The following is a 15,634-nucleotide window of genomic DNA, read 5'->3' on the forward strand; positions in this document are numbered from 1 at the left end:
GACGAGCGTCTTCTGAGCCTCAATCCTTGCTGCGGCTGACGACGGCGCATCGATGTCGGTGCTCGATCCGTCGGTGAAGTGGACGCGAAAGGTTACTGGAGACCGGCTCATATGCCGGCTACCGCGCGAGGGACGCGCCGCTTCGAGGCGTCCTCGTCCTTCGGCGCCTCGAAAGGTTCCAACGGATGCAGCGCTGCCTCCGACGAATGCAGAAGCTGGCGCTGGATACCAATCCGGCTCTCAGCGTAGGTCTTCGCCTTGCTGATCTCGCGGGTGAAATGTGAGACCGCATTATTGTAGATGAACTCGGCCTGTTCGAGTTGGCTCGCGAGATCGCGGACGGACATATCCCGCTCACGCTCAATCGTCATAATCGCCCGCGCAGCTTGGTCGATTGCCGAGCGGTGCTCGGCAATCTTGGCAGCGACCGGATCGGCCAGCACCGCATTCTGCGTGAGGTCGACGGTCAGTTCACGCTCAAGGTCTGCTTCGAGTGCCATCGGTCAGCCCTCCTCGCCAGTATCGAAGCCGTCGAGGTAGGCCTGCAGCTTCTGCTCGTCGTTGCGGAACTCGGCGGGTACCGCCTTGCGGCTCAGTCCCTTCTTCCGAGCCTCAATGCCCTTGGCTCGTGCCTGGGTGATGGGGTCGGCGACGTCCGGTCCTGGAGTATGGCCAGACGTCGCCTTGCCCTCCGGACGGTCCTGTCCGGAGGGCTTTTCCGCGCTGGTAGTCTCAGCGGCATGATTGCGGGTTTGCGCGGAATTGGAATTAGTGCCGTCGCCCGACGGAGGTGCATTGTCGGGCGACGGCTTCGCCTCATCAGCAGTGGGGGTGGACTGCTTTCCCGAGGCACCGGCGCCGGCCGGAGAGGAGGTGCTGGCGTCCGATTTCTGATCCTTGGTTTCCGTCTTTGCGAAATCGTCGACGGCAGATTTCTGGTCGGCCGCCGCGCCATCGCCGACGGCCTGAATTGGTGGGAAAGTATCATCGAGAGACGCCATGCCGTCCTGCACGGCCTTCATCATGGCAATCACTCGGGCGATATCGGGCGCCAGCCATTCGGCGGCCTTGCGACCGATGATGGCTTCAACTCGGGCGATATCGACATGTTCGCGGAGACGTTCGGCAGTCGCGTTGCGCCACTTCGGCAGATCCTTCCCGATCTTGTCGACGAGCCCCTGCTTGGCCTCTTCGAAGGCAAAGTCCGCAAAAGTCTGGAGCGCATTGACGGTGACGTTGCGCAGCGCCTTCGAGGTTCCGATCTGGAACGCGATGTCGAGCCGCCGCGCGTCGTCGCCGCCGCCAATCTTGCCTGCGCCCTTCTGCTGCTGAAATGGCCGAACAAGCGAGAAGCCAGTTTCGAGATCGAGGAACCGCGCATAGAACAGCCACGAATTGCCGAGATCCTGCACACGGACATCGAGGTCGCAGTTGCCATAAAGGCGCGCCAGGTCATTGGCGAGCTTGATGGACGGCCCTTCGATCCAGTCGATCCGGTTCTCTCTCTTGTTCCTGACCGGGAACCGGTAGTACCAGTCGGTTCCTGCTGCGGCGGCAAGGAACTTCAGCTTTCCGAGCACCTTCGACTCGTCGCGGAAGACAGCGACAGCCTGCGCACCGAACACCCGGTCGGTCGGCGTCTGGAACGGCGACGTGGCGACTACATCGCCGCCGCGGCGGCTTTCACTCTCCCGGGCGAAGGTGTCCAGCGCACTGAAACGATCCTCGCGTTCAACTGTCTCGGTATTCATGTTGGCCTATTCCTTCTATCGATGATCGGCGACGCGCAGCGGCCGTTGTGTGGAGGCGGCCACGGTGTACTGCTTGCGCTGTTGGGTTTTCCAAGTGAGCTTCCAGCCGGGCAGCGTGGCCTCTTCGGCATCGCCCATCTTCGACTTGATCTCGGTGTCGATCTCTTCGACGCGCTCCTTGTCGGCCTTTTCGCGCACCTTGATATCGGCGCGTTCGGCGAGCAATGCGGGAAGGAAATTGTCGGTACTCAGATCGATGATCTTTGCCGGCACGCTCGCCGGATACATCGCGGCGATCACCTCGGCGTCGCACGCATAGTCGACGGCCGGCTGTCTGCCGGCGGCGACGTTGCTCCAGAACTGCTGGACAATCGTCCGAACCTTGTTTTCCGCGTCCGGATGCCGAGGAACCTCATCGACGACGAGTTGGGCGGTGTATGTGTCGATCACCAGCGCTGCGACCAGGTTGGTGCGCGAATTGAGCAGCACGCCTTCGGAGATCGTCTGGAGCGCATATTTCAGAGGCGCCTTGTCGTTCTCCCACTCGCGCTCATAGACCGGGCGAGCAATGACCTTGCACTGGATGTTGATGATGCCGGGCTCGGCAGGATCTTCTGCAACCGCATCAGGCGTTGCGCCCATACGAATTTCTGTATCGCGGAGGTAGACACCGGCCCGGCGAAGGTCCCATGTCGGGTAGGTTTCCCTCATGGCCTCGATGACAGCAGCTTCCAGCCACCGACCGCGCCGCATGGCATCGTTCTCGGCCTCACCGCCGATCATGCCGGTCTTCTCGGCATAGACACGCAGCGGCGACTTGAAGTGGTCGACGCCGGCAACGGCACCGATGTCTGAAGCCGTGAGGTCAAGCTGCCGAAGCGCCAACCACTCGTCACGAGACTTTGGGTAAAAAACCTCGACGCTCATGGCCGGTCCTCGCCGGTCCATGGTTCCAGCCGCCAGCTTTCCTGCCAGAACGCAACGATTTCGCCAGATTTGACGAAGTTGGCGACACGGACATCGAGACGAGAACCGAACGCACTTGCGTATATCGAGGCACCCTCTGTCGGTGCAAAGTGACGATGTGGCTCATCGGCCACTTCAAGGATGACGTGCGGAAGGCCTCCGTCCGAATATCCGAGACCAACGCGTGGGGTGACGATGTCACCGACCTTGAACGGGCACGGCGAGCGGTATCGTTCGCACGCCTCGATCAGCGTGGCGACCTGTGCCTCCGGGATGGGACGCTTGTCCTGGGATTGAGCGAGGAGTGAGGCAAGGGTGACTGGTTCTGATGGCATCGATTTTTCTCCGATGCCATGAACGTAAGTTGGAAAACTCCAACTCGTCAAGCGGAAAGTTGGAATTCTCCAATTCTCGATTTCGATGACCAAACGCCACCGAGTTGGAAATCTTCTGATCTGGCGGTCGCGCGCACGATCAGCGCCAAGACTTGATTCGTGGGGCGCTCTACGATGGATGAGGCGCCAAGCCTCATCCTGCCATGTAGTGATTCCGAGCGTTACCGTAGAGCTCTACGTTGAAGGTTAGAGATAATCTCCAACCGAGCGCGCACGCCACGCGCCAGAGGCGCGCGCGTGGCTTCGCAGGACGGCATTCGTCAAGTCGCCGAAGGAAATATTTTAGTTCGCGATCTTGGCGCCCAGGGCGGCGCATAGGGAAAGAAGATTCGATCCCTCTGGCTGCGAACTAGCCAGCTTGGTCAGGTAGAACTGGCTGTTGTCGTAGAGCTTGCCGGAGAACGGCATCGGACCGATGTAGCCGCCAAAGCCATTCTTCGCGTTGACCGTCCCGCACACGACGATTTCTCCCGTCTGCTGACGGGATGATGCCAAGGCCGAAAATTTTGCACTGTCCGGATCCTTGAGGCCGCCGACGATCGTCGCCTTTACCGCCTCCTGGTCGGCCTGTGTCAGCGGCTGTGCATTGGCCGCAGTGGCGAGAAGCACAAAGAAAGCGCTCATCAATCGGGGCATCAGCCGGCCCTCTGCAGGGACAACCGACCCTGAATGCCACCTTGCTGGCCGATTCGCTTCACAGCAGCCGGCGGCAGTGTCGCAAAAATCTCGCCAATCCAATCCAGCTTGACAGGACCGATGGGCTCGATGTCGTTCCACGAGCGAAGGAAGATACCGCCCACACCACGCTCGATCGTCTTAATGTAGCGTCTCCCCGCAGTCGTCCGGACAGCAGCCTCAAGCCCGAAGAAACTTTCAATCGGCTTCCGCTGTTCACGATAGACGATGATGATGTGGTCGGGCCGATAAACCGGCAGCATAGAATTCCCCGTGACCTTGAACGCGATCATTTCGTCGGGAACCGGAAAGGGAAGATCGACGTGATCCAAGCCTTCGGGCGGAACCTGCTCGAATTCAGGCTCAACCTCCGCTCCGGCACCAAGATAACCCATGATAGGCACTGTCCTGGGGATAGCCGGAGTCGCGATCAAAGCGGCAAAGTCTTTCGGGTCGAGTTGAAGCGCTCGCGCAACCTGTTCCGTCTTGTCGGTGCGGAACGACAGCTTCTTGCCGATTAGGATGTCGTTGAGAAAACTGCGCTCCAGCCCAGCGCTTTTCGCAGCTTCGAACGGATTCGTTTCGAGATCTTCCAGGCGGCTTCTGACGATTTTCTGCAGCGGGTTATCCATGTTGGAATATTCCCACGACCGGCAATTCGACGCGCGTTGGATTTTTCCACTTGACGTAGTTGGAAAACTCCAACTATCGTTAGGCGCATGGAAGCCGAACTGATCCGACATCTCGAACTTCTCCTCGCCGCTTACCGCGAAAAGGTGGATCGCGCCGAAAGCACGATCGGCCGCTTCTGCGCCGGCGACGGCGACTTCTTTGATCGGTTGCGGTCGGGAAAGGGATTCAACGTGCGAACATACGACCGCGTCGCCCGCTGGTTTCTCTCGAATTGGCCGACAAACGCATCATGGCCGGACGATGTCCCTCGTCCGACCGATGATGCGTCTGTCGATGAAGCAGCTGTCCAAGAGGCTGCAGAATGATAACCGCGCGCGCTTGCAGAGCAGCCCGCGACAACCGGGGCCTTCCGACCCCGATCATGGTGGGCCCGTCGGCATCCGGTCTCGCGTTGGCCGGCGTGGCTCACCATCGTTTTTCACCTGACCGTTCATTGGTCGCCTCCAGTTCCGTCGATGGAATGGAGAATAGCGATGAACGATTCCAGATACTTGGATACGCGCTCCAGGAGCGTGGATTCCTGCTCCACGCAGGAAATGGAGGGTCGTATGTCCACTAGCGTTGCGACCGCCGAAGAACTCACCCGGGGGTTGGGCGAGATGCTCGCCCCTCAGATGCCCACGAAATCGCAGATCGAAAAAGTCTATCGCGAATTGTCCAAGCTGCTGCCGGAAGTCAGCCGCCGGCGCGTTCGCGCGTTCTTCTTCGGCGAGGTCGCCAGGGTGGATTACGAAGAAATGCGGGCGCTCGAAGAACTGCGTGCGCTCGAGGAGGCTCGCCGTGAACAACGAGAATTCGATGCCGCCACCAACCGGCTGGCGATTGCTCTTGCCAGCGAAGGTGCGTCGTTCACTCGCGCGCAGCTGGCTGCGCTGGAGAGGATCAAAGGCAAAACGGCTGCAGGTGCAGGCGGCAAACCTTTCGTTTCGAGCCCTGCTGGTTCGCGACCGGGCATCGCGCATCGCTATGTGGCTGCATCCGGAGCAAGGAAGGCCGCCTGATGCCGCGCACAGCGAAAACATGGGCACGGCTGAGTTTGAACGACCAATTGGCAATGGTTCGTAGCCTAGTCGCTGAAGGCTTGGCGGTGAGCACGATGGCTTACCGGCTGTCGGCGCCACCGAAGAAGGTCGCCATGCTCGCGGCGCAAGTTCGGCGCGAGATCGAGCAGGAAGAGCGGGCATCGTATGAGCCGGCAGAGCCAGGGCAGGCCGGCGATATTGCGTCGAATGATCCCTGGAAAGCCTATTCCGGAACGCTCAACTGGAAGCTCATCGATCCATCCCAGCGCGATCTACTCTTGCGAGACGGTATTGCAGCTGGCTTGTCGGCGCAAAAGATAGCTGATCGCTTCCAGAATGCCTCTCGGTCTGCCGTCATCGGACGCGCCCATCGGCTCAAGCTGAAATTCAAGAGCGCTGCATTCTCGCGACCAAAGCATCCCAAGGAGGTAAGAGCACCGTCCTCGAAGCCTGCCGAAAGCGCGCCGCGCAAGGCGCCAGGTCGCAAGATGAGATTGGTCGGCGGCGTTCCGCAAGTGGTGATCGGCGCCGGCCCGAAAGCAGCCAGCCAGTATGATTTCAAGGCACGTGCTGAGCAGCGCGCCGCCTCCGTTGGTCTGGCGGCGCATCTCGTATCCGGTGAAGCCAAACGGCCTGTCGATGACACAAGCGCGCCGGTCTCGCTTCGCCTTCAGCTCGTCGGTCTGACCGAGCGCACATGCAAGTGGCCACATGGTGATCCCATGTCTCCCGACTTCAATTTTTGCGGCAACGACACCTTCTTCGAAGGTCCGTATTGCCCCTACCACGCCCGCCTCGCTTTCACCCCCAAATCGGAACGCCAGATAGCCGCCATTCGGTCGGCGGAAAGGATTCGCTGATGACCCGCATTCTGGAAGGAAAGAACCGCGCCTCTCCGAGCGAGGCGGCCAGCTTCATCGACAAGGTCGAGGAGCTGATGAAGGAAAAGACCAGCGAGCAAGGCACCTTCATGGCGAAGTGCAAAGCTATCAATGAGAGGATCAAGGAGGTTCTCGACGACGCGAAATCTCAAGGCGTCGCCAAGAAGCTCGTGAAGTCGATCGTCTCCGCCCGCGAGCACGAGGCGAAGGCCAAGGCCCTCCGCGACGATCTGGAGGACGAGGACCAAAAGTTCTTCGTCGATATCAGGAAGGTGCTTGGCGATCTTGCCGACACTCCGTTGGGTGCGGCTGCGATGGATCGCCAGGAGCAAGGGGCCAGGGAAAAAGATCCCGTCGCCGCCGCGGCCGAGAAGGCATGGGGCGAACCTGATCCGATCAAGGAGCCGGCTACCTCACATTGAATTTGAGGCAGCGAGAAGACGTCGCGTTCTCAGCGTGAGGTCCGGCCAGGGAACACGAGCCTGGGGATCGAGCAACAGCGCAACACCTACGGCGTGACCAGCCCGGGAGAGAAGCGGGCACGTTAATTCGAGGGCCAGCACCATGATCATCAGCGGCTTGGACATCGCCCGCTTCACCGGCATTTCGCTGATCAATCCCGCGGCCGACCCGAGCACGTGGCGCACGTTCTGCCTTGTGCTCGAGAAGGAAACGACGTGGGTCAAAACGGCCAAATTCTCCCCTGCCCTGCGGGAGTTCTACCAAGATGAGGATCATCGCGCCGATTTCGTCGTGATCGAGACCCCGCTGGGGATCGTGATGGACTACGGCGCCGGCGCCGCCAATCCCGGCGACAAGAGAAGCATCAACGCCGCCACGGTCGCTTCCCTCAACTCGCTGGCCGGCGCGGCGATCGGTGTGCTCGACGGTCTCGGCATCCCCTATGGCATGCTCCAACCGAGGAGCTGGCATACCTCATATTTCGGTTCGGGCTTCAAGCCGAAGGACGGGGACTGGAAAGCCGCATCCGTCGCGCATGCTCGCTTACAGAATGTTCCTCTGCCGGTCGGCAATCGGCAGGCACAGGAAGACTGCGCCGATGCGGTCGGTGCGGCCTGTTCGTGGACGTCGAAGGCCATCTTCGTGCCGGAGCATCATCAGCGCGCCTACATGGACTTGCGAATGAGCTACGGGAGAGTCGCAGCATGAAGCGCGCACTCGACATCTTCCTCGTCCTCTTGGCCGTCACCATCATCGGCGCATTCGTCTGCTGCCGTGCCAGGGCAGAACAGTGCACCTCCTGGACCGCGCTCAAGCAGGTCCTCGCCGAGCAATGGGGCGAAGTGCCCATCGGCGGCGGCCTCGTCAGCCGCGACGTTATCGTCCAGGTGCTCGCCTCTCCGGATGGGGCGTCGTTCACCGTGGTGGAGATCAACAAAGCGGGGATCGCCTGTTCCATTGCCGCCGGTTTCGGCTGGGAGCCGGGCAAGAACCCACCAAAGCCAGGACGGCCATCCTGATGCACGTTATCGTTTCCTCGCCAGTTTCACAGATCGCGACGAGCATTGCTGTTTCCTGCTCCATGGTCGATTTGCCGTGTGAGCTGGAGCCGTCCGTCCAAGAGTTCGGGTCCAAGCTCTTCCGCAATCCTGACGCTATCGGCGTCTTCTGGTCTCCAGGTCCGGCGAGTGCAGCCGAGCATTGCCGCCGCTTTCGGCTGGCAGACATTCGCAACCTACTTTTTGCGCTTGTTGAAGAAGGCGCGGGGTTTGAATTGGATGGCGACGGACGTGTGCTCGTCCTCGGCGCGGGCGCCGATGAAGTCCAGCGTTGGCCAATCGCGGCGGGTGAATTTGTAGCGCGGCTCCACGCTTTGCAACGGCGAGTGCGGCGCTCGGAATCGCCGTTTCTCCACTTCGGAGGGTGCCGGTACAACCGCATAGCTGCGCAGGTTCTCGGCCCGAGTGGCCAGATCAGCTTGACCGGCCAGGAGCAGGTTCTTTTCGAGACGCTGACGGCCAGGCCCAACATCGTATTCACCAAGGCGATGTGCCTTTTGGCGATGCACAACGGGCTCAATGATGCCCTGGAGAAGATCGTCGACGTCTACATCCACAAGCTCCGTCGAAAGCTCGCGGCCATTTGCCCGCAGATGCAGTTCATCGAGACTGTATGGGGCCAAGGATACCGGTTCGTTCCAGACGGCATCCCTCTCCTGATTGCTGTTGAGGGAGGCGCCCAATGAGCGACCTCCGCGAACTGCGTGACATCCTGGCCGAATGCATGGTGTGCGAGCGCCTGGGCCAGAGCGCGATGCCATGGGCGCAACGCGCCGAGTTTCACGACGAGGCCTGCGAGCAGGATCGAATGCGCGCCGATCGGATGATGCGGCTTCTGGCGGAGCACGGTATCGCACTGGCCCGCGCCAGTGACCCGGAACCGAAGTTGCCACCGCCTACCGGCGACGTGATCTATCGCTATTGGCTGGTTGGCAAGGCGGCTGCACGATTGATCCGTCGTCATGAAAAGCGCTGGCAGATTGTCCTGCTCGCTGACGGCGCCGAGACTATCGAGCAGGAATTCACGCTCGACGAGGTGATGCTCAAGGTCGGCCTCGTGCTTACCGATGCCCCCGAAGCGCTGGCAGTCAAGGGCCTTGGCAAACAACTGGCGGCCGTTGCCGAGATCTTCCGCATGGGCGCGGAGGGTATGACCACGTGACCGGCCCCTATGCACAGATCGGGCAAGCTTTGGATGTTTTGAACGAAGTCGTGGCTGACTGGTCCGTCGACCTGCTGCGGCGACAATCCGAGCTCCTGTCCCATGGCTATGACCATGCCGCGCAGCGTGACATCGAGGGTGCGCGCGACTGGCACGACCTCGCGAGACCAACGAGGTTCCCCAATGAATGACGTCGATGCCAGATCGGTCGCGGTTTTCGGCGGCTATCACGGCGAATTCCGCAAAGTGCACAAAGCCGATTGGGAAGTCGTCCAGCGACACGGCAGACCGATCATCTACACGTCCGCGTACGAGGCCGAAATAGCTGCGTGGCGGGCACTTCGTGCGCACCTGTGCGGCGATATCGTCGGGAGCGGCCAGAAGGCGGGAACTGCCCTTTCCGAAGCCGAATCCAAGTTCAAGAAGTTGTTCCGCGGTGGCGGTAAAACAGTAACGGTGGAGCAGCGTTGAAGTGTCCCGCCGCATTGATCAGACAGAGATAGACGACCTGAAATCCCGCACGGAGCTTTCCTCCGTGTTCGCGCAATTCGGTGTGCGCAGCCGCGACACTGGCAAGATAAAATGGGTGCCCTGCTGCTTCCACGGCGAAAAGACGCCCAGCCTAAAGATTGATGATACGCGCGGTCGATACCATTGCTTCGGCTGTGGCGCGTCTGGAGATCACTTCTCCGTCCTGACCGAACTCGGCGGCAAGACCTTCATGGAGGCCGTGGAAGTGTTGGGCGGCGTCCGCCTGATCACCGCCGAGGAGCGCAAGGAGATCGAGGCGCAGTCTCAGAAGTGGCAGAAGGAAGAAGCCGCCAAATCCGACCGAACCCGGAAAGATTGCCAGAAGCTGTTCGACGGGGCCAAGCCGATCGGCGGAACGCTTGCTGCAGCCTATCTGGAAGCGCGCGGCCTGCCTGTCGTCAAGCACTGGACTGCTGATTTACGGTTCGTCGCGGAGTTGCCCTATCACGGTTGGGTTTCAGCTGAGGCCGATTCGACATCCGACCTCGGTGCCTTCCCGGCCATGGTAGCGGCGATCCGCGATGCCAAGGGCCAGCTCATCGGCCTGCACCGTACCTATCTGGACAAGAGCGCTCCAAAGAAACTTGTGCCGCCGGGAGACCCGGCGCGAAACAAGGCGAAGAAGGTGCTGGGTGAACAGAAGGGCGGTACGATCCGTCTTTCGCCAGAGGGGCCATGCGTCGTCATTGGCGAGGGTATCGAGACAACTCGCGCATGGTTTGCACTCGGCCTCGCCGAGGAAGACGTCGCTTTGGCCGCCGCCGTGTCGCTGGGTAATTTGTCCGGTGGCGCAATGGGGTCATCGCCGCATCCTACCGACGACGATAAGCGGATTCCGAACGGCATACCGGACATGGACCGGCCCGGAATGATCCTGCCGGCGATCGTGCGCAAAGCCATTTTGCTTGGTGACGGCGATAGCGACTGGGCGATGACCCGGGCAAGATTGCTGGTGGGCGGGCGCCGACTTCGCAATCTCGGGCTATCCGTGTGGGTGCAGATGGCTCCCAAGGGTCAGGACTTCGGCGACCTGGTTGAAGGTGCATGAACGCGATACCCCCACTACAGACGTTCGAAGCCTTCGAGGCGGAAGTCACGGAAGCGCTCAAGCCGGCGTTCCGGTCGCACTTCGGCGCGATTACATGGAAGGACCGCAAGCGGCCCCGCCGGCGGCTGCAATATTTGGTCGAGGACTGGCTGACGACCACGGGAGTGTCGGTTATCGGCGGTCGGTCAAGCAGCGGCAAGTCGTTCTTCGCGCTTCACCTTGGCATGTGCATCGCGCGCGGCAAGGAGTTCTTCGGGCTCTCGGTACGGCGCTGTGGCGTTGTCTACCAGGCAGGTGAAGGTGGTCTCGGCCTGCTCGATCGCATGGAGGCTTACGCCCAGCATTTCGAGGTGCCGGAAAGCGAGGACATCCCGTTCGTGCTGCTGCCGGGCAAGCTCGACATCTTCACCAAGGACAAGAAGGACGTGGATAATTTCATCGCCGAGGTGAATCACTACTCGACCGACATGGAGAAACGAACCGGCGTCAGGGCCGGCTTCATCTGCATTGACACACTCAAGAAGGCGGCCCCCGGCATCGATGAGATCAGCGGCAAGGACAATGCCGTCGTGCTCGACAATGTCTACAGGATCGAACGTGACACGGGTTGCCACGTCTGCCTGGTCCATCACACCAATGCCGACGGCAAAAAGCTTCGCGGCCACACTTCGCTGCGTGATGACGTCGAGCAGGTGATCCTTATCGAGCACGACAAGGACACAGGCATCCGCGACGCGGTGCTCGACAAGATCAAAGATGGCGAGGACGGCAGAAAAATCCGCTTCACGCTCATTGCCGTACCGGTGCGCAGCGACACCATGGAGGACGGCTCCACGAAGGAAATCACCTCATGTGCCATCGTAACCGTGAGCGAGAAGGAGAGGCTTAAGAAAGAACAGGAGAAACAAGGGGTATCCGTCAATCCGACGGAGCGCCGAATCTTGATGAACCTGTTCGACGCCATCGACAGATATGGCAAGTTCGTCGCCGACGAGAAGGACGGACCTCGCGCGGCCCTCGGCAAGACGGTCGTGAAATGGGACTATTTCCGCGATGTATCTCTGGAGAAAATGCCTGACGTTTCCGAGGAGGAACGCAAGAAGGCCATCGAGCGGCTTCGGACTGAATTCAGGCGTTCTAGCACGTTCCTCTTGAAGTCCGGTGTCATCGGCGTGGAGCGGCCCTTCATGTGGCACACGGGCAAGCCGATCCGCGGATTCCCCAAGACGATGCCAAACTACCGTGGTGGCGGTGCGCCCGAACTGCCTCTGGACAACAGTTCGACCTCACCCGGCATGGCGGAAATGATCGAAGGCGATGGGGAGATCCAGCTTTGATGAAGCCGATCTTCCGTCGCCGCCGGCATGACGACGCCGTTCGTTATGTCACCTACGTCATGTGGCTGGTGGGCTATTCGCAGCGTTCCATCGCTTTCGCGCTGGGAATGCGCACCAAGCAGGTCGCCGGCATCATCGAGAACTCGGAATATCGTGCGCGCTCCTCGATGTCGGACGAGGATCGCACGGCGAAGCTATCCGAGCTCGAAGCCATTCGCCTGGACGACGCCGGAGCGAAACTCGATGGCGGCATTCTCGATCGTATCGGCTTCACCGCCCGGCCGCTGGATCGCAGGCAGAGCCGCGCGAGCCTCAAGCGAAAGGTGCGAGGCCGTGCCGGGTAACGACATCATCAAGCGGCGACTGAAATCGCTGCGCCAGCGCGAGCAAGAGAAGTCGGATGCGGCGGCAGCCCGCAAGGCTGCCATCGAACAGCGCGCGGCGGCCAACGGATTGTCGATCGAGATGCAAGAGGCCGTAGACGCGCCCAACACATACGCGACGGTGTGCCGGCCGATGCCCCTCTCATTCTACTATGGCGAGGGCTCTACGCCGGAGCGGGATGCCGCATTCATGGCGCGACGCGCTGCATTCTACGCCCTTTGTGCCAAGGCCTTCGGATTCGAGGGTTGGCACCTTGAGCCGTACGCCTACGAGATGAGTGTGGCCGACGCTGTCCTGCGATCTGCCTTCGGCGGCCGTGACATGAAGTTGAGCCTGATCGATCAGGATCATGCCTCGATCGTGAACACCAGCGCTGCGCCGCTCGAATTCATGGTTGCGCAGAGGTGGCTCGAAACCCCGAAGGACCCGCCCGGGTATGGCATCCTGCGGTTCTCAGCAGCAGTCCGGTTCCGCGACGAGGTTGCCGGCTCGCAGTCGGGTGGCTTGAAGTCGCAGAACCTCGAAGGCGGTAGTGGCGGCTTCGGGCCACGCCTCGTGTCCGATTACGCCCTCGACTGCATATCGAAGGTGTCAGCAGTTCGTGCAAGGCTGCATCCAGGCCTATACCGGTTGCTCTACATGGTGGTGATCGACGATTTGTGGGTATGGGAGATCGATGCCAAGAAGGCTGTCCGCAACGCCAAGTCACGCCCCCCAGGGAAGCGCACACAGGCTCAGCGCATCTTTCACGAAGCGCGCCGGCGGCAACTGCAGGCGAGACGCGACCGCATCATCCTCAAGCTTCATAAGGCGCTCGACAGTGCGGCGGTCGTGTTTCGATACATGAGCGAAGCTGAGTACGACGCGCGCTGGGCGACGCGCTAGTCGGCACCAACGATCTTGTCGACAGCGGCATGCAGCTCCGTCGCTATGGTCCCTGCCCTCTCGCGCAGCGCGCGGACCTTGGCAAGATCCTCATCAGCTTCCGGCGTCCACGGCTGCAATCCGGCGCGCAGCGCGGCCATCGCAAGGCGGTCCTGCAAGGTCAACTCTGCCTCGGCATCGCGCTTACGGGTGAGCTGGCGGCCGGACAGGCCCATCTGCTCGGCGGCAGCCGATACCTGCTTGCCGTTGAAGCCCATCCGCTCCAGCCAGATCGCGACTTCTGATGGGTTCCTGGTATCCATGTCAGTCACTCCTAAGCCCTTGCGCCTGGTCCGTGATGGCGCGCGCTTTGACGTAGTTCTCCTCGATCGACAGCAGCCTGATCAGAACTTGCGCCGAGTGCGGAATATCCTGGGCACCATCGATCCATCCCATGACACGCGCCTGCGGTACGCCATAGATCTCGGCGAACTCCGTCGGCGTCAGGTCGGCGTCGACAAGAAGCTGCGCTAGATCGGCGCCGGTGAGCCGATCGTATCCACCTGCCTTGCGAGGGTCGGACATGCGGGATTCGAGAACGGCCTTCATGACGCGCAATGCCATGAACTCGGCATCCCGCTCGTTGTCGAAGCGGGTAACTCGGTTCTCGCGATCGCGAACCTCGTCAGGAACAAGGCCGGGCAGCGCGAACTGCCCGGCGAAGCCCTTGCCGGAAGGGTGACGGATTGCCTTGGCAATCGGGCGTGATGCGGGTTTGTCTGCCATCACGTCTGCATAGGCGAGATTTTGAACCATGTATATCACCATTCCGAGAGATTGTTTGGGACGAAGCGTTCAGATGCGATGCGGCATCAGCACGCCTTTCCATCCTGCGATCGATCCGGTGATCAACGCCGGCGACATTCCGTCCGACATCGCTATCGTCACATCGCGACCGTCCGGTGCGGCGGCGGTCAGAGCATCGAGCAGGTAGCTGGAGCTGAAGCCAATCTCGATGCGCTCACCGTCATATTGGCAATCGACCTCCATCGAGCCGCCGCCGACGTCAACCTCCTTGATAGAAATCGTGAGAACGCCGCGCTGGAAGACCAGCTTCACCGCGCCGGCGTTCTTCGACCGGATCGCGGTCACCGCCGCTACGGCACCTGCAAGGCGGCTGGCACGCACCGTGGCCAACTTGTCGGTGGCTGTTGGAATGACGCGGGCGTAGTCGGGGAACGTGCCGTCGACCGTCTTAGACAGCAGCGTCACCGGTCCCCACATGACTGCATACTTGCCCTCGGCCACCATGACCTCAACCGTTGATGGGCAATTCTTGCCCTTCAAGAGACCGTGCATCAGGTGGAGTGACGCCGCCGGAAGGATGACATTGGGCAGGGCCTTGATGCCATCGACGTCATGGATCTCCTGCCGATAGAGCCGGTGGCCATCGGTCGCGGTTAGTGCCAGCGTGTCGCGATCGACGACATGTAGAAATGCCCCGTTCAGATAGTAGCGGGTTTCCTCGGTGCTGATCGCGTCCTTCACGGCATCGATGGCATTCCAGAACGCGGAGCCAGGCAGCACGATCTCGACAGGCTCCGATGAGAACCCAGCGACCTCCGGAAAGTCATCGACTGGCAGCGAGTTGATCTCGAAGTTCGCCCGGCCGAGACGGACACTCAGGCGATCGCTGACGAAGCTGTTGCGCCGCTCGTCCTCGTAGAGGAGGTTGTCGCGCTCGTCGGTCATGTGCTCGCCTGTGTCCGGATCAATGACAGGCAGGCTCCGGATCGGCGCTTCCAGCATCTCCAGCGAAAGACGGTTGCGCTCCGTCTCCGGCAACTTGCGCAGAACATCACGCAGAGCGTGCGCCGGGATGGTAGTGGCGAACTCGTCGGACACGTTCGCCCGAACGTTCACCGATACCTGCATGTCTAGATTGGTAGCAGTAAGCGTGATGCAACGGTCAATGTCGGGCGTCTTGCTCATCCGGACGTTCGACAAGATCGGGATGGTGGCGTGCTTCTCGACGGCGCCGATGATGATGCTGAGGGCCGCGAGCATGTCGTCGCGCTCCATAAGTGCAGACGGGCCAGCGTGGGAATGGACGATAGTCATGGCGTTCACAGGTTCTCTCCAGGTTGCATGATTGCAGGGGCGGCGCCCGGCCGAAGCCGAGCGCCTAGACGTTTCAGCTTTGCGCCAGTTCGTAGCGATCGCCGTTCTTGTCGGTGGCGATAGTCGGTACGCCGTTGGCACCACCGGTGATCTTGTCCACGCCGAGCACCTTGATCGCCTTTCCCTCAGCGTCGACGGCGTTGATGGTAATGCGGCCGCCGGCGCGCTTGGCAGTCCAACCGTTAAGCTTGTTCATTTCGATCTCCGTTGCGGTGTCATTGTTG

Annotated in this window: 24 protein-coding genes; 14 read left to right on the top strand and 10 right to left on the bottom strand. The window is 60.9% G+C overall.

Annotated features, from left to right (window positions below; genetic code table 11):
• Nucleotides 1–107: 107 nt before the first annotated feature.
• The 6 genes from FZF13_RS06970 to FZF13_RS06995 all read right to left on the bottom strand — a co-directional run bounded on the left by FZF13_RS06970 (nucleotide 108) and on the right by FZF13_RS06995 (nucleotide 4,419).
• The gene (locus FZF13_RS06970; protein ID WP_024922498.1) at nucleotides 108–500 is read right to left on the bottom strand and encodes a hypothetical protein; all 393 of its coding nucleotides are present in this window, start codon (nucleotides 498–500) and stop codon (nucleotides 108–110) included.
• A gap of 3 nt (nucleotides 501–503) precedes the next feature.
• Nucleotides 504–1,751: a hypothetical protein gene (locus tag FZF13_RS06975; protein WP_024922497.1), complete on the bottom strand. Its 1,248-nt coding sequence runs from the start codon at nucleotides 1,749–1,751 to the stop codon at nucleotides 504–506.
• A gap of 15 nt (nucleotides 1,752–1,766) precedes the next feature.
• Nucleotides 1,767–2,678, bottom strand: coding sequence for a YqaJ viral recombinase family nuclease (locus tag FZF13_RS06980; RefSeq protein WP_167523849.1), 912 nt, complete (start codon nucleotides 2,676–2,678; stop codon nucleotides 1,767–1,769).
• On the bottom strand, nucleotides 2,675–3,145 hold the full coding sequence (locus FZF13_RS06985) for a hypothetical protein (RefSeq protein WP_139116511.1): 471 nt from the start codon (nucleotides 3,143–3,145) through the stop codon (nucleotides 2,675–2,677). The genes FZF13_RS06980 and FZF13_RS06985 overlap by 4 nt, the downstream gene beginning before the upstream one ends.
• A gap of 249 nt (nucleotides 3,146–3,394) precedes the next feature.
• Entirely contained in the window at nucleotides 3,395–3,736 is a 342-nt protein-coding gene (locus tag FZF13_RS06990; RefSeq protein WP_024922495.1) for a hypothetical protein, read from the bottom strand.
• Nucleotides 3,737–3,747: 11 nt separating this feature from the next.
• Entirely contained in the window at nucleotides 3,748–4,419 is a 672-nt protein-coding gene (locus tag FZF13_RS06995; RefSeq protein ID WP_024922494.1) for a S24 family peptidase, read from the bottom strand.
• 87 nt (nucleotides 4,420–4,506) lie between these two features.
• Between FZF13_RS06995 and FZF13_RS07000 the strand changes: the two genes are divergently transcribed.
• The 14 genes from FZF13_RS07000 (at nucleotide 4,507) to FZF13_RS07060 (ending at nucleotide 13,250) form a co-directional block, all read left to right on the top strand.
• Complete coding sequence (locus FZF13_RS07000) at nucleotides 4,507–4,785, top strand: hypothetical protein (RefSeq protein ID WP_024922493.1); 279 nt, start codon at nucleotides 4,507–4,509, stop codon at nucleotides 4,783–4,785.
• Nucleotides 4,786–4,953: 168 nt separating this feature from the next.
• Nucleotides 4,954–5,481, top strand: a complete 528-nt coding sequence (locus tag FZF13_RS07005; RefSeq protein WP_150978929.1) for a hypothetical protein — start codon at nucleotides 4,954–4,956, stop codon at nucleotides 5,479–5,481.
• Nucleotides 5,481–6,362 carry a GcrA family cell cycle regulator gene (locus tag FZF13_RS07010; protein ID WP_081766812.1) on the top strand — a complete coding sequence of 294 codons (882 nt, stop codon included), beginning with the start codon at nucleotides 5,481–5,483 and terminating at the stop codon, nucleotides 6,360–6,362. Before FZF13_RS07005 ends, FZF13_RS07010 begins: the two co-directional genes overlap by 1 nt.
• Nucleotides 6,362–6,805, top strand: a complete 444-nt coding sequence (locus FZF13_RS07015; RefSeq protein WP_024922490.1) for a GapR family DNA-binding domain-containing protein — start codon at nucleotides 6,362–6,364, stop codon at nucleotides 6,803–6,805. The genes FZF13_RS07010 and FZF13_RS07015 overlap by 1 nt, the downstream gene beginning before the upstream one ends.
• 142 nt (nucleotides 6,806–6,947) lie before the next feature.
• Nucleotides 6,948–7,553 carry a hypothetical protein gene (locus FZF13_RS07020; protein WP_024922489.1) on the top strand — a complete coding sequence of 202 codons (606 nt, stop codon included), beginning with the start codon at nucleotides 6,948–6,950 and terminating at the stop codon, nucleotides 7,551–7,553.
• Nucleotides 7,550–7,864: a hypothetical protein gene (locus tag FZF13_RS28860; protein ID WP_024922488.1), complete on the top strand. Its 315-nt coding sequence runs from the start codon at nucleotides 7,550–7,552 to the stop codon at nucleotides 7,862–7,864. The genes FZF13_RS07020 and FZF13_RS28860 overlap by 4 nt, the downstream gene beginning before the upstream one ends.
• Nucleotides 7,864–8,589: a response regulator transcription factor gene (locus FZF13_RS07025; RefSeq protein WP_161773056.1), complete on the top strand. Its 726-nt coding sequence runs from the start codon at nucleotides 7,864–7,866 to the stop codon at nucleotides 8,587–8,589. The genes FZF13_RS28860 and FZF13_RS07025 overlap by 1 nt, the downstream gene beginning before the upstream one ends.
• Entirely contained in the window at nucleotides 8,586–9,065 is a 480-nt protein-coding gene (locus tag FZF13_RS07030) for a hypothetical protein (protein ID WP_024922486.1), read from the top strand. Before FZF13_RS07025 ends, FZF13_RS07030 begins: the two co-directional genes overlap by 4 nt.
• The gene (locus tag FZF13_RS07035) at nucleotides 9,062–9,256 is read left to right on the top strand and encodes a hypothetical protein (RefSeq protein ID WP_024922485.1); all 195 of its coding nucleotides are present in this window, start codon (nucleotides 9,062–9,064) and stop codon (nucleotides 9,254–9,256) included. The genes FZF13_RS07030 and FZF13_RS07035 overlap by 4 nt, the downstream gene beginning before the upstream one ends.
• Nucleotides 9,249–9,536: a hypothetical protein gene (locus FZF13_RS07040; protein ID WP_024922484.1), complete on the top strand. Its 288-nt coding sequence runs from the start codon at nucleotides 9,249–9,251 to the stop codon at nucleotides 9,534–9,536. Before FZF13_RS07035 ends, FZF13_RS07040 begins: the two co-directional genes overlap by 8 nt.
• Nucleotide 9,537: 1 nt before the next feature.
• Nucleotides 9,538–10,644: a DUF7146 domain-containing protein gene (locus tag FZF13_RS07045; protein WP_024922483.1), complete on the top strand. Its 1,107-nt coding sequence runs from the start codon at nucleotides 9,538–9,540 to the stop codon at nucleotides 10,642–10,644.
• Nucleotides 10,641–11,981: an AAA family ATPase gene (locus tag FZF13_RS07050; RefSeq protein ID WP_024922482.1), complete on the top strand. Its 1,341-nt coding sequence runs from the start codon at nucleotides 10,641–10,643 to the stop codon at nucleotides 11,979–11,981. Before FZF13_RS07045 ends, FZF13_RS07050 begins: the two co-directional genes overlap by 4 nt.
• Nucleotides 11,981–12,325, top strand: a complete 345-nt coding sequence (locus FZF13_RS07055; protein WP_024922481.1) for a hypothetical protein — start codon at nucleotides 11,981–11,983, stop codon at nucleotides 12,323–12,325. Before FZF13_RS07050 ends, FZF13_RS07055 begins: the two co-directional genes overlap by 1 nt.
• Nucleotides 12,315–13,250 (top strand): hypothetical protein, encoded by a 936-nt coding sequence (locus FZF13_RS07060; RefSeq protein ID WP_024922480.1) that lies wholly within the window; start codon nucleotides 12,315–12,317, stop codon nucleotides 13,248–13,250. The genes FZF13_RS07055 and FZF13_RS07060 overlap by 11 nt, the downstream gene beginning before the upstream one ends.
• Here FZF13_RS07060 and FZF13_RS07065 read toward each other — a convergent pair.
• The 4 genes from FZF13_RS07065 to FZF13_RS07080 all read right to left on the bottom strand — a co-directional run bounded on the left by FZF13_RS07065 (nucleotide 13,247) and on the right by FZF13_RS07080 (nucleotide 15,606).
• Nucleotides 13,247–13,552: a hypothetical protein gene (locus FZF13_RS07065; protein WP_036253716.1), complete on the bottom strand. Its 306-nt coding sequence runs from the start codon at nucleotides 13,550–13,552 to the stop codon at nucleotides 13,247–13,249. The genes FZF13_RS07060 and FZF13_RS07065 overlap by 4 nt on opposite strands.
• A gap of 1 nt (nucleotide 13,553) precedes the next feature.
• The gene (locus FZF13_RS07070; RefSeq protein ID WP_139116512.1) at nucleotides 13,554–14,015 is read right to left on the bottom strand and encodes a helix-turn-helix domain-containing protein; all 462 of its coding nucleotides are present in this window, start codon (nucleotides 14,013–14,015) and stop codon (nucleotides 13,554–13,556) included.
• Nucleotides 14,016–14,084: 69 nt separating this feature from the next.
• Entirely contained in the window at nucleotides 14,085–15,350 is a 1,266-nt protein-coding gene (gene dnaN, locus FZF13_RS07075) for a DNA polymerase III subunit beta (protein ID WP_081766810.1), read from the bottom strand.
• A gap of 73 nt (nucleotides 15,351–15,423) precedes the next feature.
• Complete coding sequence (locus tag FZF13_RS07080) at nucleotides 15,424–15,606, bottom strand: hypothetical protein (RefSeq protein WP_024922476.1); 183 nt, start codon at nucleotides 15,604–15,606, stop codon at nucleotides 15,424–15,426.
• Nucleotides 15,607–15,634 lie beyond the last annotated feature (28 nt).

This window comes from Mesorhizobium terrae (genome assembly GCF_008727715.1).
Taxonomy (GTDB): Bacteria; Pseudomonadota; Alphaproteobacteria; order Rhizobiales; family Rhizobiaceae; genus Mesorhizobium; species Mesorhizobium terrae.